This is a genomic window from Rhodococcus sp. P1Y (genome assembly GCF_003641205.1).
Classification (GTDB): domain Bacteria; phylum Actinomycetota; class Actinomycetes; order Mycobacteriales; family Mycobacteriaceae; genus Rhodococcoides.
This window is the reverse complement of sequence record NZ_CP032762.1, coordinates 5,750,299-5,766,888: the sequence shown is the minus strand read 5'-3', so window position 1 is coordinate 5,766,888 and position 16,590 is coordinate 5,750,299. Positions and strand designations below refer to the sequence as shown.

Here is a 16,590-nt window from a genome sequence, read left to right as displayed (position 1 = left end):
ACCGGAGGGGCACTATAAGCTGGGGTTCGATGACGGCTATGTGGTTCGGACTTGCAGCGATCGCCCTCGTGGGTGCAGTCGCCCTTCTGTATATCGACCGCTCGCGGCGCGACCAGGTGGGTCGGGTGCGGCAGATGTGGGCGAAGGCGCAGGGCTATACGTACTCGTCGTACGACGAGGCCATCGTGTTGCAGTTCGGACGCGCGGCGTTGGCCAAACCGGAGCACACCACTGCGGTGGATCTCGTGCGAGGCGTTAGGCGCGGGGAGAAGTTCGTGCTTTTCGACGTCGAAGAGACGGCGACCATCGTCGCAGTCCAGCGGCCGGTCGGTTCCGGTGTGGACATCGATCTCCGTCTCAAGTCGACACCGCCCCCTCGCGAAGCCGACATGGAATTGCTCGGCTCGATCGGACCCCGCGTCGTTTTTGCGACCGACATCGATGTCGCCCGCCGCGTGTGCGATCAACGAATGGCGGCGTTCACCGAATCAGTACCTGCAAACCTGGCGTTGATCTGGAGTGAGAACGACTGGACGCTCGGGTCGCTGCCGCTGGGAAGCACCGGGCGCGATTGGGATTCTGCGATCGACGCCGTCGCGCGGCTGTCGGGGATGCTGCACGTGCTGCCGCCCGCTGCCGGGTCATCGTCCCGATCGGCGAGGGCGTCGGCGCCACCTCAGGAGCGTCGCGGGAGACAGAATCTCGGCAACGACGACGGACGCCGTCGAGACACCGGTTCGGCGCGCCCACCGGAGCCCAGCCGCGATGCTCCCCGCCGCGATACATCAGGCCGCGACACGTCGGGCCGCGACACAGCCGGCCGCGATGCTCCTCGCCGCGATGCCCCCACCCGCGACACTCCAAGCCGCAATGTTCCAGGGCGTGAGGTTCCAGGGCGTGAGGGGCCAGGTCGTGAGGGGTCAGGGCCCGATGGACGCCGCCCGGATGTGCGCCCGCCTCTTCGTTCGGCTCCCGACCTCTCCGCGCCTGGATCCCGGCCTGCCCCCCGGCAGTCGCCAGTCTCTCGCGCCGAACCGCCCAGCCGCCCAACACCCATCAATAGGCGGCCCAGCGACTCCTGACGGCCTTGTCGAACCGAGCTTCCACAGGCGTCACCTCGAGCCCGTAGCCTTCTTCTCCATGACCGCCGAACAGATCGAACCAGCGTCCCCAGTCACTGTCCGTCCGGTAGCACTCGTCACCGGCCCGACATCGGGTCTCGGCGGCGGGTTCGCTCACCATCTGGCCGCACGCGGCTACGACCTTGTCCTCGTTGCGCGCAACGAACTCAAACTGCGGGCACTGGCGGACGATCTGAGGATCAGGTTCGGCGCGGACTCGGAGATCATCGCCGTCGACCTGTCCACGCAGTCGGGACGTGACGCGGTTGCAGAACGCCTTCACCGCGGCGTCGAGTTTCTCGTCAACAACGCGGGGTTCGGTACGTCGGGCGAGTTCTGGACGGCCGAGCCGGATCTGTTGCAGTCGCAACTCGACGTCAACGTCACGGCAGTGATGCAGTTGACCCGTGCAGCTCTGCCGTCGATGGTCGCGGCTGCGAAGGGGACCGTGGTCAACGTCGCGAGTGTGGCGGGCATCCTGTCCGGTCGCGGGTCGACCTATTCGGCGTCCAAGGCGTACGTCATCTCGTTCTCGGAAGGCCTGTCCGGAGGACTTGCAGGCACCGGTGTCCAGGTACAGGCGCTGTGCCCAGGGTTCGTGAAGACGGAGTTCCACCAACGTGCGGGCATCGAGATGTCGACGATCCCGCGGTTCATGTGGTTGAACGTCGAGCAGGTGGTGCGCGAGTCGATGCGTGATCTCGGCAAGGGCAAGGTCATCAGCGTTCCCGGTGCTCAGTACAAGGTGCTCACCGCCGTCGGAACCAAGGTGCCCACGAGCGTGGTGCGGAAGCTGACCAATCTGGTCGGTCGCGGACGCGGACGGACCTAACTTCCGCGGCATTCCCGGGCGAGCCTGCGAGCGAGTGTCGATCAACCCCGATAAATTCAAACCTTGTGACTGTTTTGGTGATCGTGGCACTGATCCTCGTTCTTGCAGTTCTCGCCTACGCGGCGAGTGTCGAACGGCGAGTGAGGCGATTCCGTTCGAACACCGCGGCCAGCAGACAGCTGGTGACAGTCGAACTGGATCGCCGTCACGTGCAGTTGGAGCCGTTCATCGCCGCTGTCGAATCCTCAGGGCTCGACCAGGACTTGGTCCGCCAGCTCGTCGGCGCCCGGTCGTGGTCGAAGGCTGTCCGCGACCGCGGTCTTGGGCTGCCCGCGCAGGCGGCGGCGGAGAACGCGCTGTCCGCTGCCGTCCATGCTGTTCTGTCCGAAGCGGATGCTCATCCGAAACTGCGGTCGAACTGGGCATTCCAGGGACCTGCCAGTGACCTGGAGACGACGGAGAAGCGCATAGCCGGAGCCGTGCGTGTCTACAACGACAACGCGTACAAGTTGTCACTGCTTCGCACGTCGTTCGCGACGAAGCCGATGGCGAAGGTTCTCAAGGTCACGTCCCCCGAACCGTTCGTCGAGCACGCCGCAGTTGCCGTCGACGGAAGGTCCGAGGACGTGCCCGCGTAGCTCGGCGGAATCGTTGTCGGTAGATTCATGGACCGAATCGATCGAAGGGAACCGCAATGGCCGACAATGCCCAGCGCACCGAATTGGCCGAGCTGGTTCGTGAACTCGCCGTAGTACACGGCAAGGTGACGTTGTCCTCGGGCAAGGAAGCCGACTACTACGTCGATCTGCGACGCGCGACGCTTCATCATCGCGCCAGTGCGCTGATCGGCTCGCTCATGCGGGAGCTCGTCGAGGATTGGGAGTTCGATTCCGTGGGCGGCCTGACGATGGGCGCCGATCCGGTTGCGCTGTCGATCGTCCATGCGGCGGGTCGGCCGATCGACGGCTTCGTCGTACGGAAAGCGGCCAAGGCGCACGGAATGCAGCGTCAGATCGAAGGACCCGACATCGTCGGGAAGCGAGTACTGGTGGTGGAGGACACGACTACTACCGGGAATTCGCCGCTCACCGCAGTCAAGGCGCTCCGTGACGCTGGGGCCACCGTGGTGGGCGTCGCGACCGTCGTGGACCGGGCGACCGGCGCGGACGAGGTCATCGCTGCCGAGGGGCTCGAGTACCGCTCGCTCCTCGGATTGGCCGATCTGGGCCTGTAGCGGCTCTGCCGCCAGTGGTGTGGTTAGGTGCCCCAGGGGGCACCTAACCACACCACTAGGCGACCTCGACTTCGTGCATATCCATGACGAAGCCGGCACCGGCGAAGTTGGGCATGTCGTCCGCGCCCGCCTTGCCCTCCTCGGATCCGAGGGCGGCGATAGCGTCCTCCTTGGACGGGAAGTTCAGATTGCCGACGACGAAATGGGCCGGCGTCGATCCGTCGAGAGTCTCGGACACGCCCCACTCGAACGAGATGATGCCGGGCATCTTCGCGGTCAACGGCGCGTGCACGCTGCGGTAGTGCGCGAGGAACGCATCGGGGTTGTCGGGATGGTTGTAGGCGATGCTGATGCGAAACATGGGAACTCCTTCTAATGGGTGATCGTGAAGCCTTCGTAGCCCTTGGCTGCGACGTCGTCGCAGATGTCTCGGTAGACGTTGAGTCCGCCGACATAGGACATGATCACGCGAGGTTTGCCGGGAATGTTGGCGCCGGTGTACCACGAGTTGCCCTCGGGGTAGAGCGTGGTGTCAGCGAGTTCGATTGCCTGCGTTGTCCATTCCTTCGCCGCGGTCTCGTCCGCCTCGAATGTGGTGGCGCCGATCGACTCCAGGTGCGCGACGGTGTCCGCCGTCCACTCGACGTGCTGTTCGATGGCGCAGACCACGTTGGTCAACACGTTGGGGCTACCAGGTCCGGTCAAAGTGAACAGGTTCGGGAACTCGTCGACGGCAATGCCGAGGTACGTGCTCGGACCGTCGGTCCACTTGTCCTGCAGTGACTTTCCGTTACGGCCTCGAATGTCGATCTTCAACAGTGGTCCGGTGATTGCGTCGAAACCGGTGGCGAAGACTATGACGTCGAGAGGGTACTCGGCGTCTGCGGTCTTCAGCCCGGTCGGAGTCAACCCTTCGATCGGCGCATCCTTCACGCTGACGAGCGATACGTTGTCGCGGTTGTAGGTTTGGAAGTAGTTGGTATCGAGTGTGATTCGCTTCGCTCCCAGCGGATGCTCACGAGGTGAGAGTGCCTCGGCAAGTTCCGGGTCCTCGACGACGGATCGGATCTTGCCGCGGAAGAACTCGGCGATCGTGTCGTTGGCCTCACGATTGCTGAGCAGGTCCGGGTAGGCAGCGATGAGATCTATGGCACGATGGCGACTCCACCGTTCCTCGAACACGGCCAGACGCTCTTCCTCGGAGTGGTCGAACGTGTTGACCTCGAGCGTGTCGACTGGCTGACCGCCTCCGGATGCCCTCGACGCGACCTTGAAGTTCTCGATGTCGGCTCGGAAGGACTGCTTCTCGTCTTCGGTCAGTGGCCGGTTGCCGCAGTCGAGGCTGAAGGCGGGTGTGCGCTGGAAGACCGTCAGATGTTCGGCCTGCTCGGCGATCTTCGGAATTACCTGCACACCAGAAGATCCGGTGCCGATGACACCTACCCGTTTGCCCGCGAAGTCGAATCCGTCACGCGGCCACGCGCTGGTGTGGATCGTCTCACCCTCGTAGGCGTCCAGACCCGCGAAATCAGGTGTCGACGACGTCGAAAGGCATCCGGCCGCGGTGATCAAGTACTTCGCCGTGACGTATTCACCGGCGTCGGTGCCGACCGTCCAACGCGATGTGTCCTCGTCCCACACCGCTGATTCGACGCGTACTCCGAACCGAAAGTGCTTCTTGACATCCAGCTTGTTCGCGACGAAGTCGATATACCTCAGGATCTCCGGTTGGGCTGGATAGCGCTCCGTCCATTCCCACTCGTCGATGATCTCCTGTGAGAACGTGAACGCGTATTCCATGCTGATGCAGTCGCATCGTGCACCGGGATATGTGTTCCAGAACCACGTACCACCAACGGTTTCGGCGGCCTCGTAACCTCGGACCGAGAGGCCGAGAGATTCGAGCTTGTGCGTCATGTAGACACCGGAAAAGCCGGCGCCGATGACGACGGAATCGAAATCGGTTGTGCTCATTGGGATTCCTTTCAGACCACAGCAGATGAGAGATGGGCACGAACGGACTCGCCGACGTATGCGATACCGGCGTCCGCGCCTGGAAGGATGTTGACGAACTGGAAGAACCCGTGCATTTGTCCGTCGAACACCTTCATCTCCGCGCGCACGCCGGCGGCGTTGAGCTTTTCGGCATAGGCCTGACCTTCGACGCGAAGGACGTCGTGTTCGGCTAACAACACCACCGCCGGGGCAACCCCCGACAGGTCCTCTGCATGCAAGGGGGACACGTCCCAGTTGCTGCGAACGGTCGCATCGGGCGTGTAGAGATCCCAGAACCAGACCATCGACGCCTTGTCGAGCATGAGCTGATTGGCGGGGTCGGCGTACGAGCTGTTCTCGAAGTCGTGATCGGTTACCGGGTAGACGAGGACTTGCAGCGACACGGTCGGTCCGTTCTCCCGAACGGCGCGCTGAGCGACCACTGCCGCGAGATTGCCACCCGAGCTGTCACCGCCCACCATGAGCGGCAAGGACGAACCGAAGCGAGATGCCGCCCACTGCAATACATCCCATGCGTCGTCGGCCGCGGTGGGGTAGACGTTCTCCGGTGCGAGACGGTAGTCGGGAAGCACGACGGTGCATCCTGTCTCCACAGCTAGGCGCCGCGCCAGGGTGTCGAACTGATCGGGAGTCCCGACGACCCATCCGCCGCCGTGGAAATACACGAGCACGCCGCGTGGCGAATCCGCTGGTGTCAGCACTCGTACGGGGATTCGGTAACCGTCGGCGGCCTGCGCTGTCGTGTTTTCGACTGAGTGCATGTCGGGGCCGGGGCCGTAGAGGTCGATGAAGGTGTCGTTCATCGCGCGGACCTCGTCAGGCGTCATCTCGTGCAGCGCTTTGCCGCCACCTTCGGCGGCTTGGGTGAGGAACGCGGCTGTGGCGTCGTCGAGTGCCATGGCATGACTCCTTCGAAGTGCTCTAATTACGGACGGTGTCCGTTCAGGTGATGCACCTCACTCTAAACACTGATAATCATTCGCCGCAACCGTCCGTGTTTGCGATAGCTCCAGCTGTGGTTTCGCCGCCACGTGTGATCTGGACAACCGTCCGATTTGGTTCTACTGTGACACCGATCACGAGTTCATGCGCATCATTGCCATGAAATAGGAGGAGTCATGAAGTTCACCACGGGTCCCGGCAGACTGGTCCTGTTCGGGCTGACCGGAGCCATGCTGTCCATGGCAGCGTGTAGTGGGTCAGGACCAACCGGTGCAACAGCCTCGGGGGAGATGCCTGCCGAGATCACCGTGCTCTCCACGACGGACAAGACCGGAACGCTCGCGTACGTCGGGGGCTCGCAGCTAGAAGGAATCGAGTTGGCCGTCGACGAGATCAACGATCAGAAGTTCCTCGGCGATTCCACGCTGAAGCTCGACAGTCGTGACACCGCGGGCGACGCCCAGACCGCTGCGAGTCAAGTGACCGAAGGGATTGCGAACCCGAACGTCGCCGCCATCCTCGGCACCGTGTCCGGTGCACAGTCGGTCGCAGTAGCACCGATAGCCGAGTCGTCGAAGACTCCCGTCGTGTTCACCCAGTCCGGAAGTGCAGGGGTTGTCATCGGCGACTACACATTCCGATCGACTGCGCCGCAGGAAACGTACTTCCCCAAAGCGATCGACCATCTGAAGACTCTCGGCGCCAAACGAATCAGCGTGCTCTACAACGCAGGCCAGCCGACGCTGGCAGAAATCGCCGAAAAGCAGCTCCCAGCCATGCAGGAGAGCGAGGACCTGGAAATTCTCTCCAGCACCAGCGTGCAGTCCACGACGCAAGACTTCGCGTCGACCATCACCAAGATCGTCGGAGAGAAGCCCGACGCTGTGGTGTTCCTCCTCGTCGGCGCACAGAATGCCACCGCCATGTCGCAGCTGCGTCAGGCAGGATTCGACGGCCCGGCCGTCGGGAACCCGGCCGCAGGCGCCGGAAACCTCGCTCCCGCAGGGCCGGCAGGTGCAGGGATGTTCTGGGCGACCGATTTCAACTACCTTCAGACCGCACCGTCCTCGGTTTCCTTCGTCGAGGCGTACAACGCCAAGTACGGCAAGAACCCGCTCAACTATGCCGCCGAAGGCTACGACGCGGCATGGATGATCGCCAGGGCCATCAAGGAATCGGGCGGCGCCTCGCGCGAGGACGTCAAGAACGGTCTCGACGCCGTCGCCGCAGCTGGATTCGACGGTGCCGTCGGGCCGGTGACGTTCGAAGGAAATGACCAGCGGGTCGCCGGAGTCGTCGTCGAGTGGGACGGCACCGCGGAAGGGCTGCTCGCGGAATGACGATCACCGAACGTTCACGGGGAGAGGTGATCTGAAACCATGGGTCAGACACTCATCGATGCGGCGATACTCGGATCCATCTATGTCCTGTTCTGTCTCGGCATGTCCCTCGTGTGGGGCACCGTCGGGATCCTCAACTTCGCGCACGGCGCGATCTTCATGTTCGCGGGGTTCGTCGGCTACCTGGTGGTCAAAGACCAACAATTGCCGATGATCGGCGTCATTGCTGTGTCGGTGCTCGTGGGTGCGTTGTTGTCCACGGCCATCGAAGTGCTTGCATTCCAACCGATTCTGAGGAGAGCGAAGACTCATCGGATTGCAGAGCTACAGATTTTGATAGGCGGCATCGGCGTTGCCGCCATCCCACTCGCGATCGCCCAGTATGTCACCAAGTCCGAGCCGTTCGGCTTCTCCAACAGCTCCTACGCAGTGAAGGTGTTCTCGTTCTTCGGCCTTCGAATCTCGAACACCGGTGTGATCATCGTGCTGTCCGCCGTGATTCTGACGGTCGGGATGGCGATATGGCTACGCAAGTCCATGGCAGGACTGGCGCTCCGGGCCATCGGTGTCGACGCCGAAACGGCGGCGCTCATGGGAGTCGACCGTCGAAAGCTCTCCCTGTCCACCATGGCCTTTGCCGGAGGTCTAGCAGGCCTGGCGGGGGCTCTCCTCACGTTCAATCTCGGCGCCATCACCCCGGAAAGCGGTGAGACGCTTTTGATCAAGGCATTCGCCGTCATCATCCTCGGTGGCGTCGGGAGCACGGCCGGTGTTGCCGCGGGCGCCTACATCCTGGCGTTGTCGGAGACTCTGGTGTTGCGATTCACCGGCGGTGGATGGGTCGACGCCGTGTGCTTCGGCATGATCTTCCTCGTCCTGCTGCTTCGCCCGCAGGGTCTCTTCGGCCGTAAGGAGGTGCGACGGGTATGAGTCAGTTCTACTTCTCGCACATCGTTCTGTTCCAGAGCACGTTCACCGTTCTGCTGCTGGCGCTGAGTATCCAGGTTCAGCTGCGCATGGGTGTGTTCTCCTTTGCAGGCGCAGGCTTCTACGGTCTTGGATCGTACGGAGCGGCAATCTTCGTCATCCGCTACGGGTTCAGCTCTTTTGCAGCCATCGCGGCGATCATGATCATCTGTGGGCTGATCGGTTTTCTGCTCGCGCTGCTGGTGCAACGGCTCAACGGGCTCTACCTGGCAATGGCAACGGTGTCGTTCGACCTGATCATCACCGTCGTCGCCCACAACGGTGGGACGTTGACCGGAGCCTCCGTCGGACTGTTCGGCGCACTCGCGTTTCCGCAGTTGACCATCGGTCACATCATTGCCATCACCGTGCTCGTCGTCGCGCTACTGGCACTGAGCGAGCGGGGGCGTCTGGGACGGCGTATCGATGCCGTTCGCGAGGATCCCGAGCTGGCGTCGTCCATGGGCGTCAACGTCTCGCGGTACCGAATCAGCTCTTTCGTGATCAGCGGGTTCATCGGTGCCCTCGGTGGCGCGATCAACGTGCTCCTCCGTACCACGGTGGCACCGGAGAGCATCGGATTCCCACTCGTCGTGCTGGGTTTGACGATCATCATCGTCGGTGGTGGACGCTCGTGGCTGGGAATCGTCATCGGCGCGATCATCTTCACGTGGTTGCCGTACTACCTCGAAATCGTCGGGCAGTACCAGGCCATCGTCTACGGCATCATTGTGGCGATCGCGGCCGTCTACGTACCGGGCGGGATCTACGGAACCGTCCTGGATCTGATTCGAAAGTCCAAGGCCAAACGGCTGGCAGGTGTCGCAGGGGAGAAGGAAACCGGCGGTACGGCCGAGGAACTCGACCTGGCTCAAACAGGGGAGAAAGCATGACGACCGACGCAGTGTCACGAGAGACTGTCGCTAGCCACGCCACAGCCGATGTTGTGCTCGGAATCGACGATGTCGCGGTGCATTACGGTGGAATCAAAGCCGTCGACGGCATTTCGTTCGACATCACCCGAGGGAAGATCTTCGGCATCCTCGGACCGAACGGGTCCGGCAAGAGCACCCTCTTGGCTGCGATCACACGGTTGACCCCACTCACGCGCGGTGCCTTGACATTCGAGGGCGAGGCATTTGCGAAAGTGTCCCCGCAGAGGGTCGCCAAGCTCGGTATCGCACGTACGTTCCAGACAGTCCGGTTGCTCCCGGATCTGACGGTCCGCGAGAACGTCGCGCTCGGAGCAGATCTCGGTGCCGAGGACGGCGGGTTTCGCGAGCGGATCGTCGGTCGAAAGGTTCTTCTGAAGCGGTCGAAGGACGCGGTCGCCGAGGCTCTGGAGCGTACCGGTCTGACGGGGCTGGAGGACGTCAGGCCAGGCGAGCTGTCCTACGGCTTGCAACGTCGGGTGGAGATCGCCAGGGCAATTGCGATGTCTCCCCGGCTTCTTCTGCTCGACGAGCCCACTGCCGGCATGAACAAGACCGAACGCGAGGATGTCTCCGCCCTGCTGAAGAAGCTTCGCGAGGAGGGGCTCACACAGTTGCTCGTCGAACACGACGTACAGATGATGGTCGACACGTGCGACACGTTGATTGCCATGAACTTCGGCGTTCTGATCGCACAGGGGAAGCCTCAGGACGTTGTGCGCGAACCCAGCGTGCAGGAAGCCTATCTCGGGAAGCGAGGAGCACAGGATGCTCGAAGTCAGTGATCTCCACGTCCAGTACGGCAAGGTCAGCGCGGTCACGAATATCGGTCTCACCGTGCAACCGGGACGAATCACGTTGGTACTCGGCGCAAATGGTGCGGGAAAGAGTACGACGCTTCGTACCATTGCTGGCTTGGTGGAGCCGACGGCAGGATCGATCGTTCTCGACGGTGAGTCGTTGGTCGGTGTGAAAGCTCACCGGGTGGTCAGCAAAGGTATTTCGCTCGTCCCCGAGGGGCGGCAGGTGTTCGCGTCGTTGTCCGTCGCCGAGAACCTACGCATCGGGGGGTACACGTCGACCAAGGAGAAACGCGAGAAGAACACAGAGCTGGCGTACGAGCTGTTCCCGATTCTGAGGGAACGCAAGGACGGGCCCGCTGGCCTGCTGAGCGGCGGTGAGCAGCAGATGCTCGCCTTCGGACGCGGGCTGATGTCCGATCCGAAGTACATCATGATGGACGAGCCGTCGATGGGCCTCGCGCCTGCGGTGGTCGACACCGTCATGGCCAGTGTGCGAGAGATCGGTGACCGCGGGCTCGGGGTGCTGATGGTCGAGCAGAACGCCGAAGCAGGACTGCGTGTCGCCGACGATGTCGTCGTGGTCAATCGTGGTGAGTCCGTGTACTCCGGTAGTGCCGAGGAAGCACGCTCGCACTCCTCGGTCGTCCTGGCGTTTCTGGGAGAGGCGGCGTTGGGCGCATGAGCAGATTCAGTGGCAAGGTGGTCCTGATCACCGGCGCTGCCCGCGGGCAAGGTCGCAACCATGCGTTGCGCTTCGCCGCCGAAGGCGCCGACATCATCGCAGTGGACGCATGCGAGGACGTCGACACCGTCGGATACGACCTTGCGACGGAGGACGACCTGGCCGAGACGGCGCGTTTGGTCGAGAAACTCGATCGCCGAATCGTGGCGTCGAAGACCAACGTCCGCGACCTCGACGCGCTACGAGCAGCCGTAGATTCTGCTGTCGGTGAGCTCGGCCGACTCGACGTGGTGGTCGCCAATGCCGGAATTGCGGGTAGCGGCGTGACACACGAGTTGTCCGCCGAGAACTGGCACAACATGATCGATACCAACCTCACCGGCGTGTGGAACACGACGACGGCTGCCACTCCGCACGTCCTGGCCGGTGGCCACGGAGGTTCGATGGTTCTCATCAGCTCCGTCGCGGGCACGAAAGGTCTGCCGTACAACGCGCACTACACAGCCGCCAAGCACGGTGTCCTTGGGTTGATGAAGAGCCTTGCAAACGAGCTGGGCCCGCAGAACATCCGGGTCAACACGGTGAATCCGACCAACGTCGAGACTCGGATGCTGTTGAACGATGCGATCTACAAGCTGTTTCTTCCCGACGAGGAAGCACCCACTCGGGAACAGGTGGTTCCGCTCCTGCACGACATGCACGTACTCGACATTCCGTATGTCGAGCCTGACGATGTCAGCAACGCGGTGCTCTTCCTGGCGGGCGACGAATCACGCTACGTAACAGGTATTTCCATTCCCGTCGATGCCGGAGTCCTCGTCAAGTAGCCGCTCCGCACCAGTGGCGTGGTTAGGGCCCCCAGGGGGCACTTATCCACGCCACTGGCGGCGGAGCCGCCGAACTACCGCCCCTTCCAGACCGGAGCCCGTTTCTCCTTGAACGCCGACGCGCCCTCGCGGGCGTCTTCCGAGCTTCTGACAGGCTCGTAGATCTTCCACATCTCGGCGAACTGCTCGTCGTTGGACCAGTCGCGGGCCTTGGTGATGATTTCCTTCGTCGCCCGCACAGCCATCGGGCCGTTCTGCGCGATCTTCTTCGCCAGTTCCAGCGCGACCTCCAGTGCATCTCCCGCTGGGGTGAGCCGGTTGATCAGTCCGGCATCCTTGGCCTCCTGCGCGCTGATGAAATCACCGGTGAGACACCATTCGACGGCAAGCGCGCGCGGGACACGGTCGGGCAGCCGGAGCAATCCACCGCCACCGGCGAGCAATCCGCGTTTGACCTCGGGCAGTCCGAAAATTGCAGTCTCGGACGCCACCACCAGATCACAGGCAAGCACGATCTCGAAACCGCCCGCGATTGCGTGGCCCTCGACAGCGGCGATCAACGGCTTCGCCGGGGGAGTCTCCGCGACGCCCGCGAATCCCCGCCCCGGAATCGACGGTTTCTCGCCGGCAAGGAATGCCTTCAAATCCATTCCGGTGCAAAAACTTTTGCCCTCGCCGGCAATGACGCCTGCGACGAGATCGTCGCGCGCGTCGAGCTCGTCCATGGCGTCGGCGATGGCCTGCGCAGTGGCGGTGTTGATCGCGTTGCGGACCTCGGGCCGGGCGATCGTGACGACCTGTACACCCTCGATCTGCTCGACCCTGACCAGCGCACTCATCGTGGCTGCATTCTGATCGCGCCGTCCAGGCGAATGACCTCACCGTTGATCATCGCGTTGTCGACGATGTGCAGGGCCAGCTTGGCGTATTCGTCGGCGTCGCCGAGGCGCGCTGGGTGCGGGATCTGCGCCGCCAAGCCGTCGCGAATTTCCTGGGAGAATCGGGACAGAATCGGGGTGTCGAAGATTCCGGGCGCAATACTGTTGACGCGAACCAACTTTCGAGACAGATCACGAGCCGCAACCAACGTCATGCCCACAACACCGGCTTTGGCCGACGCATACGGAATCTGGCCGATCTGACCTTCCCATGCTGCGACGGATGCCGTCATGATGACGACGCCGCGCTCACCGTCGACCGGTTCGTTGCGGACCATCCGAGCTGCTGCGAGCCTGAGGACATTGAAGCTGCCGATCAGGTTCGTCTGGATTAGCGAGGTGTAGAGCTCCAGAGAGCCTGGTGTGCCGTCTTTTTCGACGACCCGAACGGTTCCGCCGCGGCCTGCGCAGTGCACGACGGACCGAATGGGAGCCCGAGCTTCGGCGAGATCCAATGCCGCATCGACGGCGTCGGGATCGGCGACGTCGGCGGGGCCGAACTGGACCAGATCTCCGAGTTCCTGTGCGACGTCCTTGCCTGCGGACTGCGGCAGATCGACGATGACGGTGTTGACGCCTGCCGCGACGAATCGCTTGACCGTCGCGAGTCCGAGGCCGGACGCCCCGCCCGTGACGACTGCGGACGAATTGGTGAGATCCATGGACCGACTCCTTACTTCAGTATCTCGATGATGGTTGCGTTGGCCATTCCGCCTGCTTCGCACATGGTCTGCAGTCCGTAACGGCCGCCGGTGCGTTCGAGGTGATTGATCAACGTAGTCATGATGCGGGCGCCCGAGGCGCCCAGCGGATGTCCGAGCGCAATCGCTCCGCCGACGGGATTCAGGACGTCCTGATCGACGCCGAGCTCCTTCGCCCATGCCAGTGGGACCGAGGCAAATGCTTCGTTGACCTCGAAAGCGGAGATATCGGCCAGTGTCAAACCGGCCTTCTTCAAGACCTTTTCGGTCGCCGGGATCGGGCCGGTGAGCATCAATAGAGGATCGTCGCCGATCACCGCGGACGCGACGATTCTGGCCCGGGGCCGCAGACCCAACTGCGAGGCCCGCTCTTCGCTCATCACCAACAGGGCCGCAGCGCCGTCGGTGATCTGCGACGCGTTCCCGGCGGTGACGGTCCAGTCGAGGTCAGGGAACTGCGCTCGTCGCTCGTCGGTGCCGAACACGGCTTTCAGTCCGCCGAGCTTCTCGGCGGTCGTGCCCGTTCTGATGGTTTCGTCGGCGACGAGGCCACCGACCGGCACGATCTCGCCGGCGAAGTCCGTTTCCGAGGCTCGTGCGTGGGAGCGTGCGGAGTACTCGTCGAGCTCCGACCTGGAGATTCCCCACTTCTGCGCCACGAGTTCCGCGGCCACTCCTTGCGGCACCAAGACTGGAAACCGCTCACGAACACCCTCGCCGAACGGGTCGGCGTCACCGCGTGCGCTGCCCATCGGGACGCGGCTCATGGATTCGACCCCACCCGCGATCGCGATGTCGTACGCCCCGGCCACGACGCCCTGGACGGCGAAGTCGAGTGCCTGCTGCCCTGAACCGCATTTGCGTTCGACCGTCACCGACGGCACGTGAACCGGGAAACCCGCGGACAGCACTGCTTGACGGCCGGGTGTTCCAGACTGCTCACCGTTGCCTCCGACGCACCCGATGATGACGTCGTCCAGCAGGCCTGCGTCGAGCGAGGATCTGTCGACCAGTTGGCGCAGCACCTGACCGAGAAGGTCTGCTGGGTGAAGGTGCGACAGCCCGCCCCCGATCTTGCCCTTGCCCATGGGCGAACGAACGGCGTCGACGATGACTGCACGTGTCATGAAAACCCTCCTCGAGCAGGTTTGTGGAAACACACCGTGTTATTCATGATTATGTTTAGCATGAACCTAGCGGCCGACGGGTGGGATCTTGTACCGTAGGTCACACCGGATTAGTATAATCATGAGCATGAAAGAGGTGGCCATGTCTGCCAGCACACTCACCGACGACGAGCGCGCCATCAAAGAGGTGGCCGCCAAGGTCGCCACTGAGCGGTACGCCCCCAAAGCGGCGCAGTGGGATGCGGAGCGAACCGCGTTCCCGCTCGAAGAACGGAAGTTCCTCGGGTCGCTCGGCTTCCTCGGGATCGCCCTTCCCGAGCGTTTCGGTGGAGGAGGCGCACCGCTTCAGCAGGCACTCAACGTCATCGAGGAGTTCGCCTACCACTGCAGGCCCGCCGCATTCCAGATTTTCGAGGCGAACACCGGCCCAGCCCAGGTGATCGCCCGGATCGGAACCGAGGAACAGCGTGAGCGGTTTCTCCCGGGAATCATCGCAGGTGAGCTCACCATGGCAGTGGCGATCTCCGAGCCGGATGCGGGCTCGGCTGCGACGGACCTGACCACCAAAGCAACGGTAGACGGAGACACTGTCCGAGTCAGCGGAAACAAGCGCTGGATCTCCAACGGATCCGAGGCCGACGTCTACCTCGTCTATTCGCGCATGAGCGACGCGCCCGGTGCCAAGGGAATCGGTGCGGTTCTCGTCGAAGCCGACCGGGAGGGCGTCAGCTACGGCGCCCGCGAAAAGCTCATGGGCTTTCGCGGCATCCCGTCCGCCGACATCTACTTCGACGACGTCGCCGTCCCGAAGAAGAACATCGTCGTCGAACCCGGTGGCTTCCGCACGCTGTTCACCGCGTTCTCGATCGAACGCCTCGGCAACTCGACGATGAGCCTCGCGCTCGGCCAGGCTGCGCTCGACCAGTCGATCCGCTACGTCCAGGAGCGAACGCAGTTCGGCAAGCCGCTCATCGAGTTCCAGGCCGTGCAGATGACGATCGCGGACATGGCACTTCAGGTCGACGCCGCGAGGCTGCTGCTGCAGCGCGCAGCTGCATCGGTCATCGACGGAGAACAGCTTCCCAACTCGCTGCACGTCTCGCTTGCGAAGTGCACCGCCAACGAGATGGCAAAGAAGGTCACCGATCTCGCGATGCAGCTTCACGGCGGAAACGGTTACACCGAGGAGTTCGGCATAGAGCGCATGCACCGCGATGCGCACGGCTGGGCGCTCGCCGGTGGAACGCCGACCATGCAACGGACCCGAATTGTTTCCGAATTACTGGGACGTTCGTTCGATCAACGCGCTTGAATAACGGAGTAACTTGAGAAGGAGTACAAGAAATGCAGCGTTATGAAGGCCGTATCGCCGCCGTCATCGGCGGAGGTTCCGGCATGGGCCGTGCCATCAGTCACCGTCTCGCCTCCGAGGGAGCGTTCGTCTACGTCACCGACCTCAGTGAGGAAGCTTCGCGCAAGGTTGCCGCGGAGATCGAAGCCGAAGGCGGACAGGCGACAGCGGTAACCGTCGACGCCACGAACAACGACGACCTGAGGTCGCTCTTCTCCAAGATAGACGCCGAGAAGGGCGTACTGCACGCATTGCACGCTCAGGTCGGCATGCCGGGTCCAGGTGGGCTCGAAGTCGACGATGCGACGTGGGACAAGAACATCGACGTCAACGTCAAGAGCGCCTACTACTCCACGACGCTCGGGTTCGAACTACTCAAGAAGGCAGGCGGCAAGGGCTCGGTCACGCTGACCTCCTCGACGTCGGCGCTCATCGGGTCACCGTTCAGCCCCATCTACTCGATGACGAAGGGAGCGCTCGTACCGTTCGGCCGTGCGCTCGCACTCAACGGCGCCAAGGACGGCATCCGCGTCAACGTCATCTGCCCGGGGCAGGTCAAGACGCCGATGCTCGCCCAGTTCTTCGGACGAGAAAAAGGTTCGGACGTCACGGCTCTGGCAGCCGACTTCGTCGCGACCATCCCTCTGGGCCGCGGCGCCGAGCCGGAGGAAATCGCGTCGGTCATCGCGTTCCTCAACAGCGACGACGCCAGCTACATCACCGGCGTCACCATCCCCGTCGACGGCGGCCTCACCGCGCAATAAGCGCGCCAGATCAG

Annotated in this window: 18 protein-coding genes; 12 read left to right on the top strand and 6 right to left on the bottom strand. The window is 63.0% G+C overall.

Annotation, left to right across the window (positions count from 1 at the left end; all coding sequences use genetic code 11):
- The first annotated feature begins 29 nt into the window (after positions 1-29).
- From D8W71_RS26785 to pyrE, 4 genes are all read left to right on the top strand, one after another.
- Positions 30-1,082, top strand: coding sequence for a hypothetical protein (locus D8W71_RS26785; RefSeq protein ID WP_121118171.1), 1,053 nt, complete (start codon positions 30-32; stop codon positions 1,080-1,082).
- Between the two features lie 58 nt (positions 1,083-1,140).
- Positions 1,141-1,953, top strand: a complete 813-nt coding sequence (locus D8W71_RS26780; RefSeq protein WP_121118169.1) for an SDR family NAD(P)-dependent oxidoreductase — start codon at positions 1,141-1,143, stop codon at positions 1,951-1,953.
- A gap of 65 nt (positions 1,954-2,018) precedes the next feature.
- Positions 2,019-2,591 (top strand): LemA family protein, encoded by a 573-nt coding sequence (locus D8W71_RS26775; RefSeq protein WP_121118167.1) that lies wholly within the window; start codon positions 2,019-2,021, stop codon positions 2,589-2,591.
- Positions 2,592-2,647: 56 nt separating this feature from the next.
- Complete coding sequence (pyrE, locus tag D8W71_RS26770) at positions 2,648-3,187, top strand: orotate phosphoribosyltransferase (RefSeq protein ID WP_121118165.1); 540 nt, start codon at positions 2,648-2,650, stop codon at positions 3,185-3,187.
- A gap of 55 nt (positions 3,188-3,242) precedes the next feature.
- Here pyrE and D8W71_RS26765 read toward each other — a convergent pair whose 3' ends face one another.
- The 3 genes from D8W71_RS26765 to D8W71_RS26755 are packed head-to-tail and all read right to left on the bottom strand — an operon-like array spanning position 3,243 to position 6,102.
- A complete protein-coding gene (locus D8W71_RS26765) occupies positions 3,243-3,548 on the bottom strand; it encodes an EthD family reductase (protein ID WP_121118163.1) in 306 nt (101 codons plus the stop codon).
- Positions 3,549-3,559: 11 nt separating this feature from the next.
- Complete coding sequence (locus D8W71_RS26760) at positions 3,560-5,161, bottom strand: flavin-containing monooxygenase (protein WP_121118161.1); 1,602 nt, start codon at positions 5,159-5,161, stop codon at positions 3,560-3,562.
- Between the two features lie 11 nt (positions 5,162-5,172).
- Positions 5,173-6,102: an alpha/beta hydrolase gene (locus tag D8W71_RS26755; protein ID WP_121118159.1), complete on the bottom strand. Its 930-nt coding sequence runs from the start codon at positions 6,100-6,102 to the stop codon at positions 5,173-5,175.
- A 219-nt stretch (positions 6,103-6,321) separates the two neighbouring features.
- On the opposite strand from D8W71_RS26755, the gene D8W71_RS26750 reads away from it, so the two are divergent.
- From D8W71_RS26750 to D8W71_RS26725, 6 genes are read left to right on the top strand one after another with little or no spacing between them, the layout of a single operon-like run.
- Entirely contained in the window at positions 6,322-7,485 is a 1,164-nt protein-coding gene (locus D8W71_RS26750) for an ABC transporter substrate-binding protein (RefSeq protein ID WP_121118157.1), read from the top strand.
- Positions 7,486-7,524: 39 nt separating this feature from the next.
- Positions 7,525-8,415 (top strand): branched-chain amino acid ABC transporter permease, encoded by an 891-nt coding sequence (locus tag D8W71_RS26745; RefSeq protein WP_121118155.1) that lies wholly within the window; start codon positions 7,525-7,527, stop codon positions 8,413-8,415.
- Entirely contained in the window at positions 8,412-9,344 is a 933-nt protein-coding gene (locus D8W71_RS26740) for a branched-chain amino acid ABC transporter permease (RefSeq protein WP_121118152.1), read from the top strand. The genes D8W71_RS26745 and D8W71_RS26740 overlap by 4 nt, the downstream gene beginning before the upstream one ends.
- A complete protein-coding gene (locus D8W71_RS26735) occupies positions 9,341-10,168 on the top strand; it encodes an ABC transporter ATP-binding protein (protein WP_121118150.1) in 828 nt (275 codons plus the stop codon). Before D8W71_RS26740 ends, D8W71_RS26735 begins: the two co-directional genes overlap by 4 nt.
- Positions 10,152-10,868 carry an ABC transporter ATP-binding protein gene (locus D8W71_RS26730; RefSeq protein ID WP_121118148.1) on the top strand — a complete coding sequence of 239 codons (717 nt, stop codon included), beginning with the start codon at positions 10,152-10,154 and terminating at the stop codon, positions 10,866-10,868. The genes D8W71_RS26735 and D8W71_RS26730 overlap by 17 nt, the downstream gene beginning before the upstream one ends.
- Positions 10,865-11,695: a mycofactocin-coupled SDR family oxidoreductase gene (locus tag D8W71_RS26725; protein ID WP_121118146.1), complete on the top strand. Its 831-nt coding sequence runs from the start codon at positions 10,865-10,867 to the stop codon at positions 11,693-11,695. The genes D8W71_RS26730 and D8W71_RS26725 overlap by 4 nt, the downstream gene beginning before the upstream one ends.
- A 74-nt stretch (positions 11,696-11,769) precedes the next feature.
- Here the strand turns inward: D8W71_RS26725 and D8W71_RS26720 are convergent, their stop codons facing one another.
- The 3 genes from D8W71_RS26720 to D8W71_RS26710 are packed head-to-tail and all read right to left on the bottom strand — an operon-like array spanning position 11,770 to position 14,461.
- Positions 11,770-12,534, bottom strand: coding sequence for a crotonase/enoyl-CoA hydratase family protein (locus D8W71_RS26720; RefSeq protein WP_121118144.1), 765 nt, complete (start codon positions 12,532-12,534; stop codon positions 11,770-11,772).
- Positions 12,531-13,295, bottom strand: a complete 765-nt coding sequence (locus D8W71_RS26715) for an SDR family NAD(P)-dependent oxidoreductase (protein WP_121118142.1) — start codon at positions 13,293-13,295, stop codon at positions 12,531-12,533. The genes D8W71_RS26720 and D8W71_RS26715 overlap by 4 nt, the downstream gene beginning before the upstream one ends.
- A gap of 11 nt (positions 13,296-13,306) precedes the next feature.
- Positions 13,307-14,461, bottom strand: coding sequence for a thiolase family protein (locus D8W71_RS26710; protein WP_121118140.1), 1,155 nt, complete (start codon positions 14,459-14,461; stop codon positions 13,307-13,309).
- Positions 14,462-14,582: 121 nt separating this feature from the next.
- Between D8W71_RS26710 and D8W71_RS26705 the strand changes: the two genes are divergently transcribed.
- Both D8W71_RS26705 and D8W71_RS26700 read left to right on the top strand, forming a co-directional pair.
- Positions 14,583-15,773, top strand: coding sequence for an acyl-CoA dehydrogenase family protein (locus tag D8W71_RS26705; protein ID WP_121118138.1), 1,191 nt, complete (start codon positions 14,583-14,585; stop codon positions 15,771-15,773).
- A gap of 32 nt (positions 15,774-15,805) precedes the next feature.
- Positions 15,806-16,576 carry an SDR family NAD(P)-dependent oxidoreductase gene (locus D8W71_RS26700; RefSeq protein WP_121118136.1) on the top strand — a complete coding sequence of 257 codons (771 nt, stop codon included), beginning with the start codon at positions 15,806-15,808 and terminating at the stop codon, positions 16,574-16,576.
- The last annotated feature ends 14 nt before the right edge of the window (positions 16,577-16,590 follow it).